This is a genomic window from Vicinamibacterales bacterium, assembly GCA_041659285.1.
GTDB lineage: Bacteria > Acidobacteriota > Vicinamibacteria > Vicinamibacterales > UBA2999 > 12-FULL-67-14b.
This window is the reverse complement of sequence record JBAZYO010000019.1, coordinates 21,684-38,566: the sequence shown is the minus strand read 5'-3', so window position 1 is coordinate 38,566 and position 16,883 is coordinate 21,684. Positions and strand designations below refer to the sequence as shown.

The window sequence follows — 16,883 nt, the reverse complement described above, 5'->3', positions numbered from 1 at the left end:
TTCGGCGGGCTCTCGCCGAAGCTCGCCAGCCTTCGGGCGAGCGGAGGCGGACCACTCCGACCGCATCTGCGACAGTCCATCCATATACACGGCGACGCGCTCACGCTCCTCTTCCGTCGGCAGCGTCTTGAGCAGGTCGATGGCCCGTTCGACGTCCCTCTGGATGGTGGCCTTGGTGGCGCCGTAGTAGAGCTTCTTGATTTCCGCGACGGGATCCATGCAGGGATTATACGGGGTCTGACCCCGAGCAAGTCGTGCCCGCGAGGGGTCTGACCCCAACGTGGGCTCTCTATCCTCGATTCCGCCGCAGGGCCTTGCGGAATTGCGCCAGTGGCAGCGTGTTGATCACGTCATCCTTGCCGAGCCAGGCCCGGCGCGCCGTCAGCACGCCCCAGCGGACGTAGCCGAGCGCGTCCACCTCGTGGGCGTCGGAATTGATCGCGATCTTGACGCCGCGATCGCGGGCCAGGCGGGCGTGGCTGTCGGAGACGTCCAGCCGGTACGGCTGCGAGTTGATCTCGAGCGCGACGCCGTTGGCAGCCGCGGCGTCGATCACCTTCTCGATGTTGAGGCGCGACGGCTCGCGGCGCAACAGCATGCGGCCGGTGAGGTGCCCGATGATGTCCACCGACGGGTGCTCGATGGCCTTGATGACGCGCGCGGTCATCTCCGCCTCGTCCTGCTGGAGCGCGGAATGGACCGAGGCCACCACGATGTCGAGCGCGGCCAGGCAATCGTCGGCCAGGTCCATGCGGCCGTCGGCCAGGATGTCGCACTCGATGCCGGCGAGCACCGCGAACCCGGTCAAGGACCTGGCGTAGGCGCGGATCCGCTCAGCCTGCGCGAAGGTGCGGTCGTCATCCAGGCCGTTGGTCATCGCCAGCGACTGGGTGTGATCGGTAATCGCGATGTACTGCAGACCGCGTGCGCGAGCGGCCGCGACCATGGCCTCGAGGCTCTCGCGGCCGTCCGAGTCGGTGGTGTGCATGTGGACATCGCCGCGCAGGTCGGCGGCCGTGATCAGGCTGGGCAGGGTGGCGTCGCCGGCGGCTTCGATCTCGCCGCGGTTCTCGCGGAGCTCAGGCGGAATCCACGCCAGGCCGAGCGCCTCGTAGATGCCCTCCTCGGTGGCGCCGGCAATCGCCGTCTCATGCGCGTCGAAGAGGCCGTACTCGTTCAGCTTCCAGCCGCGTTCGAGGGCGCGGTCGCGGAGCGCGATGTTGTGCGCCTTTGATCCCGTGAAGTATTGCAGCGCCGCGCCGCGCTGATCCGGCAGCACGATGCGAAGGTCGGCCTGGTATCCGCCACGCAGCAGCACGCTGGCCTTCGTGGGGCCGTGGCCCAGTACGCGCTCGACGGCGGGGTAGGCGACAAAGGCATCCGCCAGGGCGGTGTCCGCCCCGGTGGCGAGAATGTCGAGGTCGCCGCTGGTCTCGGCGCCGCGCCGCACGCTGCCCACCGTGACGATGGTCGCGGCCGGCGCGTGCGTGGTCAGGTACGCCACCAGGGCTTCCGCCACGCCGCTGGCCCTGGCCAGGAGATGGCGGCCCGCATGCCGCTGGCGCTCGTCCAGCGCCTTGAGGATCAGTTCCTCTTTCTTGGCGCCCATGCCCTTGATGCCGCGGATGCGGCCGGCCCTCGCCGCCTGGCCGAGGTCTTCGAGGCTCGTGATGTGCAGCTCGCGGTAGAGGAGCGCCACCGTCTTGGGGCCCACGCCCTGCAAGCGCAAGACGTCGAGTAGAGTCTCGGGGAACTCCTTCAGCAGTTCCCTCCGCACTTCGCAAGTGCCGGTCAGCGCAATCTCACGAATGCGGATGGCGAGATCCTTGCCGATGCCCGGCCACGCGCGAAGTCCGGCCTCGTCGAGCCCGGCCGCGGCTTCGGCGGCATGGGCCACGACGTCGGCGCCGTTGCGGTAGGCGCGAATCTTGAACGGGTTCTCGCCTTTTAGCTCCAGGAGGTCGGCGATCTCCTGGAGGGCGCGCGCGATGGCGTGGTTATCCAGCGGCGCGGGCAGGGGAGTGGTCATTCTTCGACGACGCTCAAGCCGGTGGTCTCGATGTGGAAGTCCAGCAGCCGGGCCCCACCGTCAGCGAGGGCTTCGCGCACGGCCGGCACCTGCTCCGGTGGCGCCATGCACACGAGGCATCCGCCGCCGCCGGCGCCGCACACCTTGGCGCCCAGTGCGCCGGCCGCGGTGGCGCGCGCGATCAAGTTCTCGATCGCGGGCGTCGTCACTCCTGGCGCCAGGCGCTTGCGGTTGCCCCACTCGGTCGCCAGGCAGCGCGCGGTCGCGTCCCAGTCGCCCCGGGCCAGGGCCGCCCGCATTTCGGCGGCGGTGTCGCGGATGCGCTCGAAACAGTCAAACACGTGGCGGTCGCCGTCGATGTGGCGCTTGGTGATGTCCCAGTTGTTGGTGCCGGAGTTGCGGGGTTCGCCCGTGTAGCAGAGGACCAACCGTTGTTCCAGCGCCTGGGGATCGACGTCGAGGGGAACCCTGGTTGGACGGCCCGCATTCAGCTCGAGGGCGGCGATGCCGCCATACATGGCCGGCCGATAGTCCTGCAGGCCGGTGGGCACGTGGATGACCTGGGCCTCCACGTCCTTGGCGATCTCCATCAGCGCTTCCGGGTCGAGGTCGTGGTGCCCGAAGTGCGCCAGGGCGCCGCAAATGGCGATGTTGAGCGCCGAGGAGCCGGCGATGCCGGCGCCGGCGGGCGACTCCCCGCGCGTGGTCAGGCGCAGGCCGTGCGCGTCGAACCGGTGCACCAGCCGGCCGAGCAGCGGCAGCGTCTCATCGTCCCGGAGCTGATCGGCCGACAGGTTCACCTGGCGGTCGGTGTCTTCCGAGACCAGCTCGATGCGGCCGTCCGGTCGCGGCTCGATCCACGCGTGCGCCCTGAGGCTGATGGCGATATGGAGCGTTTGTGCGCCGGGGTGAAACAGGTACAACGGCCAGATATCGATGGTGCCGCCCGCCAGATCAATTCGTGTGGGCGCCGATGCTGAGATTCGCACGGCGCAATTATAATTTGTAGGGCACCCCTTTTATGGGGTGCCCTACAGACTTATGCCACTAGCCACGCGTCGCGACGTCGGACAATTTCTGATTGGCAGCATTCCCGGCCGCACCATGCCGGTCGAAATGCGATCGCTGGCGAAGGAGTTCGACCTCGGCGGCCTGATCTTCTTCAGCCGCAACATCGAGGCGCCGGAGCAGGTGGCGGAGCTGGCGGCCGAGTGCGAAGCGCTGGGCCGGACGGCGCCGGCGTGGGTGAGCGTGGACCAGGAAGGCGGCCGCGTCGCCCGGTTGAAGGAGCCCTTCACGACGTGGCCGCCGATGGCGACCTTGGGCCGTGCCGGCCGGGAGGAGGGGGAGGCGCTCGCCGAACGGTTCGCGAAGGCGCTGGCCGGCGAGCTGTCGGCCGTCGGCATCACGCTCGACTACGCGCCCGTCCTGGACATTCACACCAACCCCAAGAACCCGGTCATCGGCGACCGCGCCCTGGCCGGGCGCGCGGAAGACGTGGCGCGGCTGGGACGCGTGATCATCAAGGCGCTGCAGGAGTCCGGGGTCGCGGCGTGCGGCAAGCACTTCCCCGGCCACGGCGACACCAACACCGACTCGCACCTCGAATTGCCGCTGGTCGAGCATCCGCCCGACCGCCTGCGGGCCATCGAGTTCGAGCCGTTCCGGGCGGCGGTGGCTGAAAAGGTCGCGTTCATCATGACCGCGCACGTGCTGGTGCCGTCGCTCGATGAGCACCGGCCGTCAACGCTGTCGCCCAAGGTCGTGCAAGCGCTGCTGCGGGACGAACTGGGCTTCGAAGGCGTGATCCTCAGCGACGATCTCGAGATGAAGGCGGTGAGCGCGCGCTACCCGGTCCCCGAGGCTGCGGTCGAAGCCATCCGCGCCGGCTGTGACGGCATCCTCGTCTGCAGCGGCGACGTCGACCTGCAGGCGCGGACCCTCGAAGCCCTGGTGAGGGCGGTCGAATCCGGCGCCATCACGCCGGCACGGTGTGACGATGCGTTCCTGCGGTTGCGGCGGGCGAAGGAACGGTTCCTGATGGGCGAGCGGCGAAAGCCGGCCAGCCGCGCCCGCGAGATGCGCCAGTTGCTCGGCCGCGAAGAGCACCAGTTGATTGCCGCCGAAATGGCGGCCTTTCTGTGATCAAGCTTCGCCAGTTGTCCCCGGGCGATCGCGTCGCCCTCGTCGCACCGGCCAGTTCGTTTGCGCGCGAAGAAGTCGAGGCGGGCGTCGCCGAGCTCGCGCGCCTTGGCCTCGAGGCGGTCTTCGACGAGTCGCTGTTCGAGAAGGATCGATTCGTGGCCGGTTCGGCGCAGGTCCGCGCCAAGGCGATCGCGCAGGCGTGGGCCGACCCCGCGATTAGCGCGCTGATCGCGATGCGCGGCGGCTATGGCAGCGCGCAGGTGCTGCCGCTGCTCGATCCCGCGCTGCTGAGAAAATCCCGGAAGGCGCTGATCGGCTACAGCGACATCACCGCGATCCTGTCGTTCTACCTGCTGAACGGACTGACGGCGATTCACGGACCGATGATCGATCGCCGGCTGTCGAAAGGGCCGTCTGCCTACGACGAGACGTCGTTCAGGCGCGTGGTGATGTCGAGCGAGCCGGCAGGGGAGATGCGCCCGGCGGCGCTCGAGGTGCTGCACGCCGGCCACGCGGTGGGCCGGCTGGTCGGCGGCACGCTGACGCAGCTGGTCTCGTCTCTCGGCACACCATGGGCGTTCGACGCGCCGCAGGGGTGCGCGCTGTTCCTCGAAGACATCGGCGAACGGCCATACCGCATTCACCGCATGCTGACGCAGCTCGCGCAGGCGGGCCTGTTCGGGCGGGCGAGCGCGGTGGTGTTCGGGGAGTTCCCCGGATGCGACGAGCCGGGCGGCGACCCGGCCATTCGCGACGTGCTGCGCGACTTCACGGCCGGGTTTGCCGGGCCGGTGCTGTTCGGCTTCCCATCCGGCCACACCGCCGGCGCCACGTGGACGCTGCCGTTCGGCGTGCGCGCGCAGGTGATCGGTGATGGATCACCGGCCGTGGTCATCACAGAAGCGGCGGTGTCCTAGTGGCTCGGATTCATCTGATTGGTGTGTGCGGCACGGCCATGGCGACGCTGGCCGCGTTGCTCAAGCAGGCCGGCAACGACGTCAGCGGCTCCGACGAGCACGTCTATCCGCCCATGAGCGACTTCCTGGCGGCCGAGGGCATCACAGTGCTCGAAGGTTACCGCCCCGAGCACGTCGCCGGCGCGTTGGACCTGGTCGTGGTCGGCAACGCCATCTCGAGGGGCAACGCCGAACTCGAAGCCGTGCTCGATCGGAACCTGCGGTACGCCTCGTTGCCCGAGACCATCCGGGATCACTGGCTATGGGACGCCCAGTCGATCGTGATCGCCGGCACCCATGGCAAGACCACCACGACATCGCTGACCGGATGGCTGCTGACCGCCGCCGGCGCCGACCCCACCGTGCTGGTCGGCGGCATCGCGCGGAACTTCGGCAAGGACGGAGCGAGCTATCGCATCGGCAAGGGCAAGGCCTTCGTCATCGAAGGGGATGAATACGACAGCGCCTACTTCGACAAGACCGCCAAGTTCCTGAAGTACCTCCCCGACGTCGCCGTCGTCAACAACATCGAGTTCGATCATGCCGACATCTATGCCGATCTCGATGAGGTCCGGCTGGCGTTCAAGCGGCTGGTGAACCTGGTCCCGCGCCGCGGGCTGACGCTGCTCGGCCTCGACAGCCCGGACGCCGCGGCGCTGGCGCCGCTGGCCAGGAGCCGGGTCCAGACGTTCGGGTTGGCGGCAGCCGCCGATTGGCGGGCGATCGACATCGAGAGCGGCGCCGACACCGCGTTCACCGTGCTGCAGGGGTCGCGCGTTCACGGCCGGTTCCGGATGGCGATGCTGGGCGAGCACAACGTGCGCAACGCGCTCGCCGCGATTGCGGTGGGCGCCGACCTCGGCCTCGACGTCAACGCTCTGCGTCGAGGGCTCGCGGCGTTCGCGGGCGTGAAGCGCCGGCTCGAAGTGGTCGGCGAGGTGCGCGGCATCACCGTCTACGACGACTTCGCGCACCACCCGACGGCGGTTGAGGAAACGCTCAAGGCGCTTCGCCGATCCGCCGCCGGCCGGCGCCTGTGGGCCATCTTCGAGCCCCGGTCGGCATCGTCTTGCCGGCGCGTGTTCCAGGATGACTTCGCGCGGGCGTTCGCTGGAGCGGATGAGGTCGTGCTGGCCTCGATCTTCCGATCGAGCCTGCCCGCCGAGCAGCGGCTGTCGGAGGCGAGGCTGGTGGAGGACCTGCGCGCCCGGAATGTCGCCGCGCGCCACCTGCCGACGGTGGACGCCATCGTCGAGGCGGTCGCGCGGGAAGCCCGCCCGGGTGACGTGATTGTCGTGATGTCGAACGGCGGCTTCGGCGGGATTCACGGCAAGCTTGTGAGCGCGCTGAAATGAAGATCCGCGAATGCGGGGACTCGATGCTGCTCGTCGAGTTCGAGCCGGTGATTGATCCGGTGGTGAATGAGCGGGCCATCGCGTTGGCGTCGCGCCTGCGCCAGCGGGGCGGCCGTGGCATCCGCGATGTGGTGCCCGGCTACTGCACGGTGGCGGTGCATTTCGACCCGCTGCAAACCGACCTCGGCGCCCTCGAACGGGCCATCGCCGATGATGCCAGCGGGCTGGACGCGACCGAAGGTGTGACGCCGCGGGCGCCGATCGAGATTCCCGTGGCGTACGGCGGCGAATACGGCCCCGACCTGGAGGCCGTCGCGGCATTTGCCGGGTGTTCAACGGCTGACGTGATCGCGTGGCATGCGGCGCGAACGTATCGCGTCTACATGCTCGGATTCGTTCCCGGGTTCGCCTACATGGGCCGGGTGGATTCGCGCATTGCCGCGCCGCGCCACCGCGTGCCCCGGGAGCGTGTGCCCGCCGGCTCGGTCGGGATCGCCGGCGAACAGACGGGCGTGTACCCGGTCGCGAGCCCCGGGGGATGGCAAGTGATCGGCCGCACGCCGGCGGCGATGTTCGACGCGAACCGCCCGCAGCCGAGCCTGCTGGCGGCGGGCGACCTCGTGCGATTCGTGCCGCAACCGGGCGGCGCCGCATGAGCCTCGGCTCGCTCGACATCATCAGACCCGGCCTGCTGACCACGGTGCAGGACGTGGGACGGTATGGGCACCAGGCGCTCGGCGTGCCGGTGGCCGGCCCGATGGACGCGTTCTCACATCGGCTCGCCAACCAGTTGGTCGGCAACGAGGTGGATGCGGCGACGCTTGAAGTCACGCTGATCGGCCCGGAGATGATCATCGGCGCGGAGACCACGCTCGCCATTGCCGGCGCCCATTTCGAAGCGACCTGCGATGGCCAGCCCGTGCCGATGGCCGCTTCGTTTCCAGTCCGGCCCGGACAACGCCTGAAGTTCGGGCGCATCGTGCAAGGCGCGCGTGCCTATGTGGGCGTGGCCGGCGGCATCCAGACGGCGGCAGTGCTGGGCAGCCGGGCGACGCATCTGGTGAGCCGCATGGGCGGCGTCGACGGCCGCGCGCTGATCACGGGCGATCGCGTGCCGGTGCTGGCACGGCCTTCGGCCCGTCCGTCGCGGAAGGCGGCAGGCTTGACGCTCCCCACGGGCGGCCGCGCGCAGTTGCGCGTCGTGCCGGGACCGCAGGACGAGTGGTTCCGCGCCGATGCGTTGAAGGCGGTGGTCGGCGTGAGTTTCCGGATCTCCCCACGGTCCAATCGCATGGGCTATCGCCTGGAGGGGCCGGCGTTGGCTCGCGTCCGCGCCGGCGAGCTGATCTCGGAGCCGGTCGGGATGGGCGCGATCCAGGTGCCTGGGGCCGGCGAGCCCATTCTGCTGATGGCCGATCGACAGACGGCCGGCGGATACCCGAAGATTGGTCACGTGATCTCCGCCGACCTGCCGTTGGCCGGGCAGCTCGCACCCGGCGACTTCATCGAGTTCATCCTGTGCTCGCGGCAGGAAGCCGTCACGGCGCTGATCGCGCGAGAACGCCAGTTACTGCGATACGCGGACCTCAAGGACGCCTCATGAGTGCGCTGGTGACGGCCATGACGTCCGCGTTTGGCGCCGCCCGCGTCTCGATCGATGCGCCGCTCGCGCCGCTCACGACCTTCAGGGTCGGCGGTCCGGCCGACGTCCTGTTCGAACCGGTCAACGCCGAGGAAATCGTCCTGGCCCTGAAGACCGCGAAGGCGGCAGGGCAGCCGGTGACAATGCTGGGCGGCGGCTCGAACGTGCTCGTCTCGGATCGCGGCGTGCGCGGACTGGTGATCCGGCCGCGCGGCGGCTCGGTGAGCAAGCTTGGCAACCACCTCGTTCGCGCCGACGCCGCCGTCACCATCAACAGTCTCGTGCGCTGGACCATCAACCGGGGCTACGCCGGCCTCGAGGCCTGGGCCGGCACGCCGGGCACGGTGGGCGGCGCCATCTACGGCAACGCGCACTGGAAACAGACCAACATCGGCGACCTGGTGGAAAGCGTCCGCCTGGTGCGTCCCGACGGCACCCTCCTGCAGGTGTCGGCGGACCGCATGGAGTTCGACTACGACTTCAGCCGTCTGAAGCACACCGGCGAGATCGTGTTGTGGGCGGCGTTTCGGGTGACGCCGGGCGCCGACCCGGCGGCCCTGCGCCTGGTGGCGCGGGAGTCGCTGGCGTTCCGCAAGCGGACCCAGCCGCTGGCGGCGCCGAGCGCCGGCTGCATCTTCATGAATCCTAAGCCGTCGCGCGATCACATCCCGGACGGCATCCCGCCCTCGGCCGGCGCGCTCGTCGACCGGGCCGGCCTGAAGGGCGCGGTGCTGGGCGGTGCCCGCGTTTCGCCGATCCACGCCAACTTCGTGATCACCGACGGCACCGCCACGGCGGCCGACATCAAGTCGCTCATCGAGCGTTGCCGCGCGGCGGTGAAAGAACGCTTCGGCGTCACCTTGCGAGATGAGATCATCTGTCTAGGCGAGTTTTCATAGTGCGTGTCGCCTGGATCCCTTCGTTGAGGAGCGTACCTCAGCCAAGGACGAGGGGCCGTTCCTTCGGAACGGCCCGCAGGGCAAACTGGGTCAGGTTCCAATAGATGTCCACTCTAGTGATTGAAGGCGGCCATCGCATCGAAGGCCGTATCGACGTCGAAGGCAACAAGAACGCGGCCCTGCCGCTGATGGCGGCGTGCCTGTTGACGAGCGAATGGTGCACGTTGCGCAACATGCCGCGCATCGCGGACGTCGAGGTGATGGCGCGGCTCCTGCTCGACCTCGGGGCGGAGGTCGAAGGCATCGGCAGCACGACACTGCGCATCCGCTGCGTCGAGGTGAGCAAGGACGAGCCTGACAGCGCGCTGGTCGGCCGGCTGCGCGGATCCGTGCTCCTGTTGGGCCCGCTGCTGGCCCGGCGCGGCCGCGCCTACGTCGCGCCGCCGGGCGGCGACTTTCCGGCCCGGCGCACCATCAAGACGCATCTCGAAGCCTTGTCGGCCATGGGCGCGCACGTCGTGCCCGGCTCCGGGCACCGGCTCGAGGCGCCCAAGGGCTTGAACCCCGCGTCGATCTACCTGGACGAAGCCTCCGTCACCGGAACCGAAACGGCGCTGCTGGCCGCCGCGGCGGCGCCCGGTGTCTCCGAGATTCGCCATGCGGCCTGCGAGCCGCACGTGGTGGAGCTGTGCGAGTTCCTTCGCGCGATGGGCGTCGGCGTGACGGGCGAGGGCTCGCACACCATCCGCGTCGAGGGCGTCAGCCGGCGATCCGGCGCCGAGAAGACGCTGTACGGCGACTACATCGAGGCGGGCAGTTGGGCCGTGACCGGCGCGATCACGGGCGGCCACGTCGAGATTGGCGGCACGCGGCCCGTGGACATGGAAGTGGTGGCCTCGGTGCTGGCCAAGATGAACGTCCAGTGCGTGCAGGACAACGACGTGTTCCGGGTCGAGTCTTCGCGGCTGATCGGTGCCGGCCGCATCACCACCGGGCTGTGGCCCAGTTTTCCCAGCGATCTCGTCAGCCTCGTCACCGTGCTCGCCACCCAGGCCGAAGGGACCACGCTGGTCCACGATTGGCTCTACGAACTGCGCCTGTTTGCCCTCGAGCAGATGAGCGGCATGGGCGCGGATCTGTTCCTGTGCGACCCGCACCGCATCATCGTCACCGGACCGCGAAAGCTGCGTGGCAAGAGCCTCGACAGCCGCGACATCCGGTCAGGCATGGCGTTGATTGCCGCGGCGCTGGCCGCGGATGGGCAGAGCAGGGTCGAGCCGTTGGAAACGGTGGAACGGGGATACAGCCGGCTGGTGGAGCGGCTGCAGAAGTTGGGCGCGTCGGTCGCGCGCGTCTGACCTAGCCCTTGGGCTTGATCGGCGCCGGCGTCTTCACGGGCACGGCCGGGCCCGTCGTCGTGGGGAACGCAGGAGCCAGCGAGGGCGTCGCGCCCGCCTCGTCGCCGCCAGGAGGCCGCGCCGGCGCCGGCAGGGGAATTGGCAGCGGCGCCACGTCGGTGATCGGCGCGCCGCCGTCACGTCCCATCCGGAACGGCTGCAGATCCTCCGCGGTCAGGCTCAACACGCGGACAATCCGCGGCGTCAGCGTCAGGATGATGTCCGTCTCCTGCGTTTCCTTGCGGTTGTAGCCGAACAGGCGGCCAATCACCGGGATGTCGCCAAGGCCGGGGATGCTCGCGAGCGACGTGCGTTCCTCGTCGCGGATCAGGCCTGCGAGCATGTTGGTTTCGCCGTCCTTGAGCCGGATCACGGTGTTGATCGAGCGGCTGCCGAAGGTGGGCAGCCCGCCGAAGCCCGATCCCGAAATGCTGCTCAACTCCACCTTCAACGCCAGCGTCACCGCATCGTCATGGTGCATGCGGGGCGTGATGTCGATGTTGACGCCGATCGGTTCGTAGTTGAAGGACGTGATCGGTTGCGTCTGCACGCCGCCCGCGGCGATCGGCGCGAAGGTCGTGACCGGCACCGGCACGCGCTCGCCGAAGCGGGCCTGCGCCGGAATGCCTTCCGACGTGCGGAGCTGAGGATTGGCCAGGATCCGGGTCGCACTGTCGTTCTTGAGCAGGCGGTAGTAGAGCGACGGCAGGTTGGTGAGCAGCACGTCAGCCGAGGTCAGGCTGGTGAGACTGCGAAGCGACAGTCCATCCTTGTTGACGTCGGCCTGGCCGCTGAGCCCGGTCGGCCCGGTCGCTGATGATGTCGGCGACGCCACCTGCAGGCCGTACTCGTGCAGGTGGGTGCGATTGACCTCGAGCAGTTCGACGTCGATGATGACTTCCGGGCGCGCCTTGTCGATGGCGGCGATGATCTTGCCGGCGGCGGTGATGCGCTCGGGCGTGTCCTTGATCGTGATCGCGTTGGTCGCGGTCATCGCCGCCAGCCGGCGGGCGTCCACGACAATGCGCAGGATGTCGATGGTCTCCTTGAGGTCGGCGTTGCTCAGGTAGAACGTCCGCACGATCTCCTCTTCGTACTCGCGGCGCTTCGCCGCCGTGTCGGGGACGATCGTGATGGTGTTGGCCGCCGTCGAGCGCCAGAAGTTGCGGGTGGTCGTCGACACCGAGGTCAGCGCCTCTTCGAGCGAGACGCCGCGGAGGTCGATCGACACCGGCTGATCGCGGAACGCCGGATCGAACAGGACGCTCAGGTTCGTGAACTTGCCGATGGCCGAGTAGACGTCGCGCGAGCCGGCGTCGCGAAACACCAGGCTGTCTGGAAGCTTGAGGCCGGTTGGCAGCGTGGCGCCGGGCAGGGGGGCGTCGAGGCTCTGGGCGATCAGCGATTCGAGCCGGGTCTTGCCGTCTTCGCGGACCGCCACCTTGGCGCGCAACTGCGTGCGCGTCTCCTGCAGTTCGCGTTCGATGTCGCCGTTACCGGGGTTCAGTTCCGAGGCGAGTTGGTACTCGACCATGGCCTCTTCGAGCCTGCCGGTGGACGCCAGGCGGCGCGCCGTGGCGAAGTGGTCCTGCGAGGCGCGCAGCTTGGCCCGCTCGAGGCCCAGCTGGGCCTCGCGGTTGTCGGGATGGTCGCGGAGCAGCTTGCTGTACTCGGCGACGGCGACGTCGTAGTTCTGCGTGCGTTCCGCGCCGCGGGCGACGTTGAGGGAGCCGGTGCTGGCGCAGGAGGTCAGCGTGACCACGACGGCCAGCAGGAGGGCGGCGCGGGCCGGACGGCCGGGCGGGTTATTGGGAGCGTGCACCATTGGTCACCACATCCACGCCGCGTGGGATGCGAAATTCAAAGTCTTTATCGGTCAAACCCCGGTTCTCCTTCAGGTTGCTGAAGGCAAACGAGGAGCGGCCGCCCTGTTTGTCGGACGCGGTCAGGAACTGGATCTGCAGGGTTTTCGGGTCCATGCCGATGCCGAGCGAGTCGTAGTCGGGGTGCGGCTTCTTCGGCACCAGCTTGAGCGTGATCAAACCCGGTGCAGCGCCAGGCAACGGCGTGAAGGTCGCCACGTAGTCGCGACCCAGGTCCGACTGGCCGGTGAGGAAGAGGGAGGGAATATCCCCGTCCGACGAATCGGGCGCCGGACTGACGATCACCTGCTTGTCGGCCACCAGGTAGGTGTACAGCCGCGTGCCGTCAGACACGAACTCCTTGCGCTCAGGCTTGGTGTAGGTGAATCGCATGCGTCCCGGCCGCTTGATGGCCACGGTCCCGCGCTCGGTGGTCTTGGTGCGGAGCACGCCGCCCTCATAGGTTTGAACGAAGTCGCCCTGGAAGTCTTTGATGCCATTGTAGCGCTGTTGCACCTTTGTCGCGAGCGCCGTGGCATCCTGTGGCGCTTGCGCGAGCAGTGCGGCAGAGCCGGCCAGGAGAGCAAGAGACGCGAGAAGAAACCTCACGGTACCCATACTATTAGGACTCGATGGAGAGCGGAGAAGTTGCTTTGGGGTTCGGGACGGACTGGACCTGCAGTACGAACTGCAGATTCGCAGGGCTTGCCACCCGAAGCTCGGAGCGAGCGTTCGCGGTCCACCTTCGCGGCTTCGCCGCTACGTTGGGACACCCTTCGCGCGATTGTGAGCGAAGGGTGGTGGACGGCAGGAGGATCGAACTCCCGACCTCAGCGTTGCGAACGCTGCGCTCTCCCAGCTGAGCTAGCCGCCCGTTAGGTCAACAACTGAACGATAATATCAAAAATAGAGCGGAAAGTGAGGCATTCTCGCGTCCCGGCTCTGACATTCGAGGATTCCTACGTGCCCTTAGTCAAGAAAATCGGTGTTCTCACGGGGGGCGGAGACGCCCCTGGCCTCAACGCCGTCATTCGCGCCGTCGTCAAGGCCGCTCATAACACCGGCATCGAGGTCGTGGGCCTCGAAGACAGTTTCGATGGCCTGCTCGATCCCTCGCGGTCGCGCGTGCTCACGCCGAAGGACGTCACCGGCATCCTGCGCCTTGGCGGAACCATTCTCGGTACCACCAATCATGGCAACCCGTTCGAGTATCCGGTGGACACACCGGAGGGCAAGGTGGACTACTCCGACAAGGTGGTGGACACCTTCCACAAGATGGGCCTCAACGCCCTGGTCGTGATTGGCGGTGACGGCTCGCTCAGCATCGCGCACCAGTTCTACCTGAAGGGCATTCCGGTGGTCGGCGTGCCGAAGACGATCGACAACGACATTGTCGGCACGACCAGTTGCTTCGGCTTCGACACGGCCGTGGACTTCGCGGCGCTGGCCATCGATCGGCTCCACACCACCGCCGAAGCGCACAAGCGCATCATGGTCGTGGAAGTGATGGGGCGCTACGCCGGCTGGATCGCGCTGCACGGCGGCATCGCCGGCGGCGCGGACGTGATCCTGATGCCGGAGATTCCCTACGACCTCGAGAAGGTCGCGGCCACCATTCGCCGGCGCGAATCCTTCGGCGCCAAGTTCAGCATCGTGGTGGTGGCGGAAGGCGCCAAGCCGGTCGGCGGCACCTTCACGGTGCGCGAGGCGGCGCGGGCCGGCTACGTGGAGCGGCTCGGCGGTGTCGGCAACACGGTCGCGGCGCAGCTCGAGGAAATGACCGGACGCGAAGCGCGATGCGTGGTGCTCGGCCACCTGCAGCGCGGCGGCGGCCCGACGGCGTTCGACCGCGTGCTGGCGACGCGGTTTGGCGGCGCCGCCGTGGAGCTGCTGAGGCGTGGTGTGTTTGGCAAGATGGTCGCCAACAACCCGCCCGACATCGTGCCGATTCCGCTCGCCGACGTGGTGGGCCGCACCAAGACGGTCCCTCTCGACTACGACTTGCTCAGGACCGCGAGGGCACTGGGCGTCTCCCTCGGCGATTAACCGTGGCATCCGCCTTGAGGCGCCACACCTTCAGCGCAGGACGTCGAGATACTTCAGCGCGCCGCCGGTGTTGAAGAGCACGACGGTTTCGTGCGGCTGGATCGTGCCATCGGCAGCCAGCTTGCGAATGGCGCTCAAGGCCGCTCCGCCCTCGGGGGCCGCCGAGACGCCTTCATTGCTGCCGATCGCGATCATGTCTTCGACCATCTGGGCATCGGACACCGAGACGGCGGTGCCGCCGCTTTCGCGAATGGCGCGCAGCACCAGGAAGTCAGCGATGGCGCGCGGCACGCGCAGGCCGTCGGCAACGGTGTGGGCGTTGTCCCAGGTGCCGGCGGTTTCGGCGCCGCTGTGAAATGCGCGGATGATCGGTGCGCACCCGTCGGTCTGGACCGAGACCATCTTCGGGCGCCGCATCGAGGTCAGCCAGCCGATGGCTTCGAGCTCCGCAAAGGCCTTCCACATGCCGACCATGCCGGTGCCGCCGCCGGTGGGATAAATGATCCAGTCGGGCAGCGTCCAGCCAAGTTGTTCGGCCAGTTCGTAGCCCATGGTCTTCTTGCCTTCACACCGGCCGGGTTCCCGGAACGTCGAGACTTCGTACCACCCGAGCGGTTTGGCGGTCTCGGTCGCCACCTTTCCGGCGTCGGTGATCAGGCCTGCGACCAGCGTGACGTTGGCGCCGTCCAAGCGGCATTCGTCAATGAATGGCTGCTTGGCGTCTTTCGGGATGAACACTTCGCACTTCATCCCGGCGGCGGCGGCGTAGGCGGCCGCCGCATTCCCCGCGTTCCCCGCCGTGGGCAGGAACACCGTCGTGGCGCCGAGCGCGCGGGCCCGGGAAATTGCAGCCGAGAGGCCGCGGGCCTTGAACGTGTTGGTCGGGTTGAGCGATTCGTCCTTGATCAGCAACCGCTCGAGGCCGAGCGTGGCGCCGAGCCGTTTGGCGTGGATGAGCGGCGTGAAACCTTCGCCGAGCGTAACCGGTTCGTCGCCGGCGAGCAGCGGCATCATCTCGCGATACCGCCACATCGTCGGCGCGCGGCCGGTCAACGACTCTTTCTTCCACGCCCGTGCCGCCGTCAGGTCGTAACGGGCCAGCAAGGGCAGCTTGCAGGACGGGCAGAGGAAATGGATGCCGCGCGGATCGAAGGGGCCCGCGCCGCACCCGCTGCCGCACTCGAGGTGCGTGAAGAAGCTATCGGCCAAGCAACTCCTGGTCCTTCTTGGCCTGCAGGTCGTCGATCGCCTTAACGTGGATGTCGGTCAGCTTCTGCACCTCTTCGAGCGCGCGCTTCTCGTCGTCTTCGGAGATCTGATGCTCCTTGAGCATCTTCTTCAGCTTGTCGTTGGCGTCGCGCCGCACGACGCGGACGTGATTGCGGCCCTCTTCGGCCATCTTGTGCACGTGCCGCGACAGCTCCTTGCGCCGTTCATCGGTGAGCGACGGAATCGGGATGCGCAGCACCTTGCCGTCGGAGGCAGGATTCAGGCCGAGGTCGGAGAGCCGAATCGCGCGCTCGAGCGCCGGCATGATCGACGGGTCGAACGGCTGGGCCACGATCAACGCCGGTTCGGGGATGGACAGGGTGGCCACCTGGTTAAGGGGCACCTTCGATCCATACGCTTCGACCTGCACGCCCTCGAGCATGCCGGTCGAGGCGCGGCCGGTTCTCACGCCGGCCAGTTCCTTGCGCGCGAATTCGATGTGCGTGTCCATGCGCTTCTTCACTTCCACGAACAAACCCTTGAGGTCGCTGACATCCATGATTTCGATACCTTGTTGGCTATGCCGTGACGAGAGTCCCGATCGTCTCGCCCATCACGACACGGCGGATGTTGCCCGGCGTCTTGAGGTTGAAGACCAGGATCGGCAGCTTGTTGTCCATGCAGAGAGAAATCGCGGTCGCGTCCATGACCTGAAGGCGCGCCTGCAGCACCTGCAGGTACGAAATCGTGTCATAGCGCGTGGCGGTGGGATCCTTGTGGGGGTCGGCGGTATAAATGCCGTCCACCTTGGTGCCCTTCAGAATGACTTCGGCCTTCATTTCCATGGCGCGCAGCGCCGCCGCGGTGTCGGTCGTGAAATACGGATTGCCGGTGCCGGCGGCGAACACCACGACCCGGCCTTTCTCGAGGTGGCGCACCGCGCGGCGGCGAATGAACGGCTCGGCGACCGCGCGCATTTCAATGGCGGTCAGCACGCGCGTCGGGACGCCGTTGTGTTCCAGGGCGTCCTGCAGCGCCAGGGCGTTGATCACCGTGGCCAGCATGCCCATGTAGTCGCCCGTCGAACGGTCCATGCCCCGGGCGCTGGCCGCCAGCCCGCGGAAGATGTTGCCGCCGCCGATGACCACGGCGGTCTGCACACCCAGGCCCTGGATTTCGGCGATGTCCTGGGCAATGCGCGTGGCAATCGCCGGGTCGATGCCGTAGGGCTGGTCGCCCATCAGGGCTTCGCCCGACAACTTCAAAAGGATGCGCTTGTAGTGGGGAGGGGGAGACGACGGGTCGGAAGGCACGGAAGGATTATACAAGGTGCCTAAGGGGCC

15 protein-coding genes and 1 tRNA gene are annotated in these 16,883 nt (G+C 68.0%); 8 read left to right on the top strand and 8 right to left on the bottom strand.

The window, feature by feature from the left end; all coding sequences use genetic code 11:
• Positions 1-289: 289 nt before the first annotated feature.
• Positions 290-2,029: a DNA polymerase/3'-5' exonuclease PolX gene (polX, locus tag WC815_22070; GenBank protein ID MFA5911473.1), complete on the bottom strand. Its 1,740-nt coding sequence runs from the start codon at positions 2,027-2,029 to the stop codon at positions 290-292.
• On the bottom strand, positions 2,026-3,018 hold the full coding sequence (locus WC815_22065) for a hypothetical protein (protein MFA5911472.1): 993 nt from the start codon (positions 3,016-3,018) through the stop codon (positions 2,026-2,028). Before WC815_22065 ends, polX begins: the two co-directional genes overlap by 4 nt.
• Before the next feature lie 52 nt (positions 3,019-3,070).
• Between WC815_22065 and nagZ the strand changes: the two genes are divergently transcribed.
• The 7 genes from nagZ to murA all read left to right on the top strand — a co-directional run bounded on the left by nagZ (position 3,071) and on the right by murA (position 10,384).
• Complete coding sequence (gene nagZ, locus WC815_22060) at positions 3,071-4,174, top strand: beta-N-acetylhexosaminidase (protein ID MFA5911471.1); 1,104 nt, start codon at positions 3,071-3,073, stop codon at positions 4,172-4,174.
• On the top strand, positions 4,171-5,091 hold the full coding sequence (locus WC815_22055) for an LD-carboxypeptidase (GenBank protein MFA5911470.1): 921 nt from the start codon (positions 4,171-4,173) through the stop codon (positions 5,089-5,091). The genes nagZ and WC815_22055 overlap by 4 nt, the downstream gene beginning before the upstream one ends.
• Entirely contained in the window at positions 5,091-6,485 is a 1,395-nt protein-coding gene (gene mpl, locus WC815_22050; GenBank protein ID MFA5911469.1) for a UDP-N-acetylmuramate:L-alanyl-gamma-D-glutamyl-meso-diaminopimelate ligase, read from the top strand. Before WC815_22055 ends, mpl begins: the two co-directional genes overlap by 1 nt.
• Positions 6,482-7,141 (top strand): 5-oxoprolinase subunit PxpB, encoded by a 660-nt coding sequence (gene pxpB, locus WC815_22045; GenBank protein ID MFA5911468.1) that lies wholly within the window; start codon positions 6,482-6,484, stop codon positions 7,139-7,141. Before mpl ends, pxpB begins: the two co-directional genes overlap by 4 nt.
• A complete protein-coding gene (locus WC815_22040; protein MFA5911467.1) occupies positions 7,138-8,088 on the top strand; it encodes a biotin-dependent carboxyltransferase family protein in 951 nt (316 codons plus the stop codon). Before pxpB ends, WC815_22040 begins: the two co-directional genes overlap by 4 nt.
• Positions 8,085-9,026 carry a UDP-N-acetylmuramate dehydrogenase gene (murB, locus tag WC815_22035; protein MFA5911466.1) on the top strand — a complete coding sequence of 314 codons (942 nt, stop codon included), beginning with the start codon at positions 8,085-8,087 and terminating at the stop codon, positions 9,024-9,026. Before WC815_22040 ends, murB begins: the two co-directional genes overlap by 4 nt.
• Before the next feature lie 104 nt (positions 9,027-9,130).
• Positions 9,131-10,384 carry a UDP-N-acetylglucosamine 1-carboxyvinyltransferase gene (gene murA / locus WC815_22030; GenBank protein ID MFA5911465.1) on the top strand — a complete coding sequence of 418 codons (1,254 nt, stop codon included), beginning with the start codon at positions 9,131-9,133 and terminating at the stop codon, positions 10,382-10,384.
• A gap of 1 nt (position 10,385) precedes the next feature.
• Here the strand turns inward: murA and WC815_22025 are convergent, their stop codons facing one another.
• The 3 genes from WC815_22025 to WC815_22015 form a co-directional block, all read right to left on the bottom strand.
• Complete coding sequence (locus tag WC815_22025) at positions 10,386-12,248, bottom strand: secretin N-terminal domain-containing protein (GenBank protein ID MFA5911464.1); 1,863 nt, start codon at positions 12,246-12,248, stop codon at positions 10,386-10,388.
• Entirely contained in the window at positions 12,229-12,894 is a 666-nt protein-coding gene (locus WC815_22020; GenBank protein MFA5911463.1) for an outer membrane lipoprotein carrier protein LolA, read from the bottom strand. Before WC815_22020 ends, WC815_22025 begins: the two co-directional genes overlap by 20 nt.
• Before the next feature lie 189 nt (positions 12,895-13,083).
• Positions 13,084-13,159, bottom strand: a tRNA-Ala gene (locus tag WC815_22015).
• Positions 13,160-13,248: 89 nt separating this feature from the next.
• On the opposite strand from WC815_22015, the gene WC815_22010 reads away from it, so the two are divergent.
• Positions 13,249-14,331: an ATP-dependent 6-phosphofructokinase gene (locus WC815_22010; protein MFA5911462.1), complete on the top strand. Its 1,083-nt coding sequence runs from the start codon at positions 13,249-13,251 to the stop codon at positions 14,329-14,331.
• A 30-nt stretch (positions 14,332-14,361) separates the two neighbouring features.
• Here WC815_22010 and WC815_22005 read toward each other — a convergent pair whose 3' ends face one another.
• The 3 genes from WC815_22005 to pyrH are packed head-to-tail and all read right to left on the bottom strand — an operon-like array spanning position 14,362 to position 16,853.
• Positions 14,362-15,540, bottom strand: a complete 1,179-nt coding sequence (locus tag WC815_22005; GenBank protein ID MFA5911461.1) for a threonine synthase — start codon at positions 15,538-15,540, stop codon at positions 14,362-14,364.
• Positions 15,530-16,099, bottom strand: coding sequence for a ribosome recycling factor (gene frr / locus WC815_22000; GenBank protein MFA5911460.1), 570 nt, complete (start codon positions 16,097-16,099; stop codon positions 15,530-15,532). The genes WC815_22005 and frr overlap by 11 nt, the downstream gene beginning before the upstream one ends.
• A 19-nt stretch (positions 16,100-16,118) precedes the next feature.
• Positions 16,119-16,853, bottom strand: coding sequence for a UMP kinase (gene pyrH, locus WC815_21995; protein ID MFA5911459.1), 735 nt, complete (start codon positions 16,851-16,853; stop codon positions 16,119-16,121).
• Positions 16,854-16,883: the final 30 nt, after the last annotated feature.

Bases quoted from the DNA above. Each gene is read 5' to 3' on its own strand.
- polX (MFA5911473.1), bottom strand. From the start codon at position 2,029: ATGACCACTCCCCTGCCCGCGCCGCTGGATAACCACGCCATCGCGCGC.
- nagZ (MFA5911471.1), top strand. From the start codon at position 3,071: ATGCCACTAGCCACGCGTCGCGACGTCGGACAATTTCTGATTGGCAGC.
- pxpB (MFA5911468.1), top strand. From the start codon at position 6,482: ATGAAGATCCGCGAATGCGGGGACTCGATGCTGCTCGTCGAGTTCGAG.
- WC815_22040 (MFA5911467.1), top strand. From the start codon at position 7,138: ATGAGCCTCGGCTCGCTCGACATCATCAGACCCGGCCTGCTGACCACG.
- murB (MFA5911466.1), top strand. From the start codon at position 8,085: ATGAGTGCGCTGGTGACGGCCATGACGTCCGCGTTTGGCGCCGCCCGC.
- murA (MFA5911465.1), top strand. From the start codon at position 9,131: ATGTCCACTCTAGTGATTGAAGGCGGCCATCGCATCGAAGGCCGTATC.
- WC815_22025 (MFA5911464.1), bottom strand. From the start codon at position 12,248: ATGGTGCACGCTCCCAATAACCCGCCCGGCCGTCCGGCCCGCGCCGCC.
- frr (MFA5911460.1), bottom strand. From the start codon at position 16,099: ATGGATGTCAGCGACCTCAAGGGTTTGTTCGTGGAAGTGAAGAAGCGC.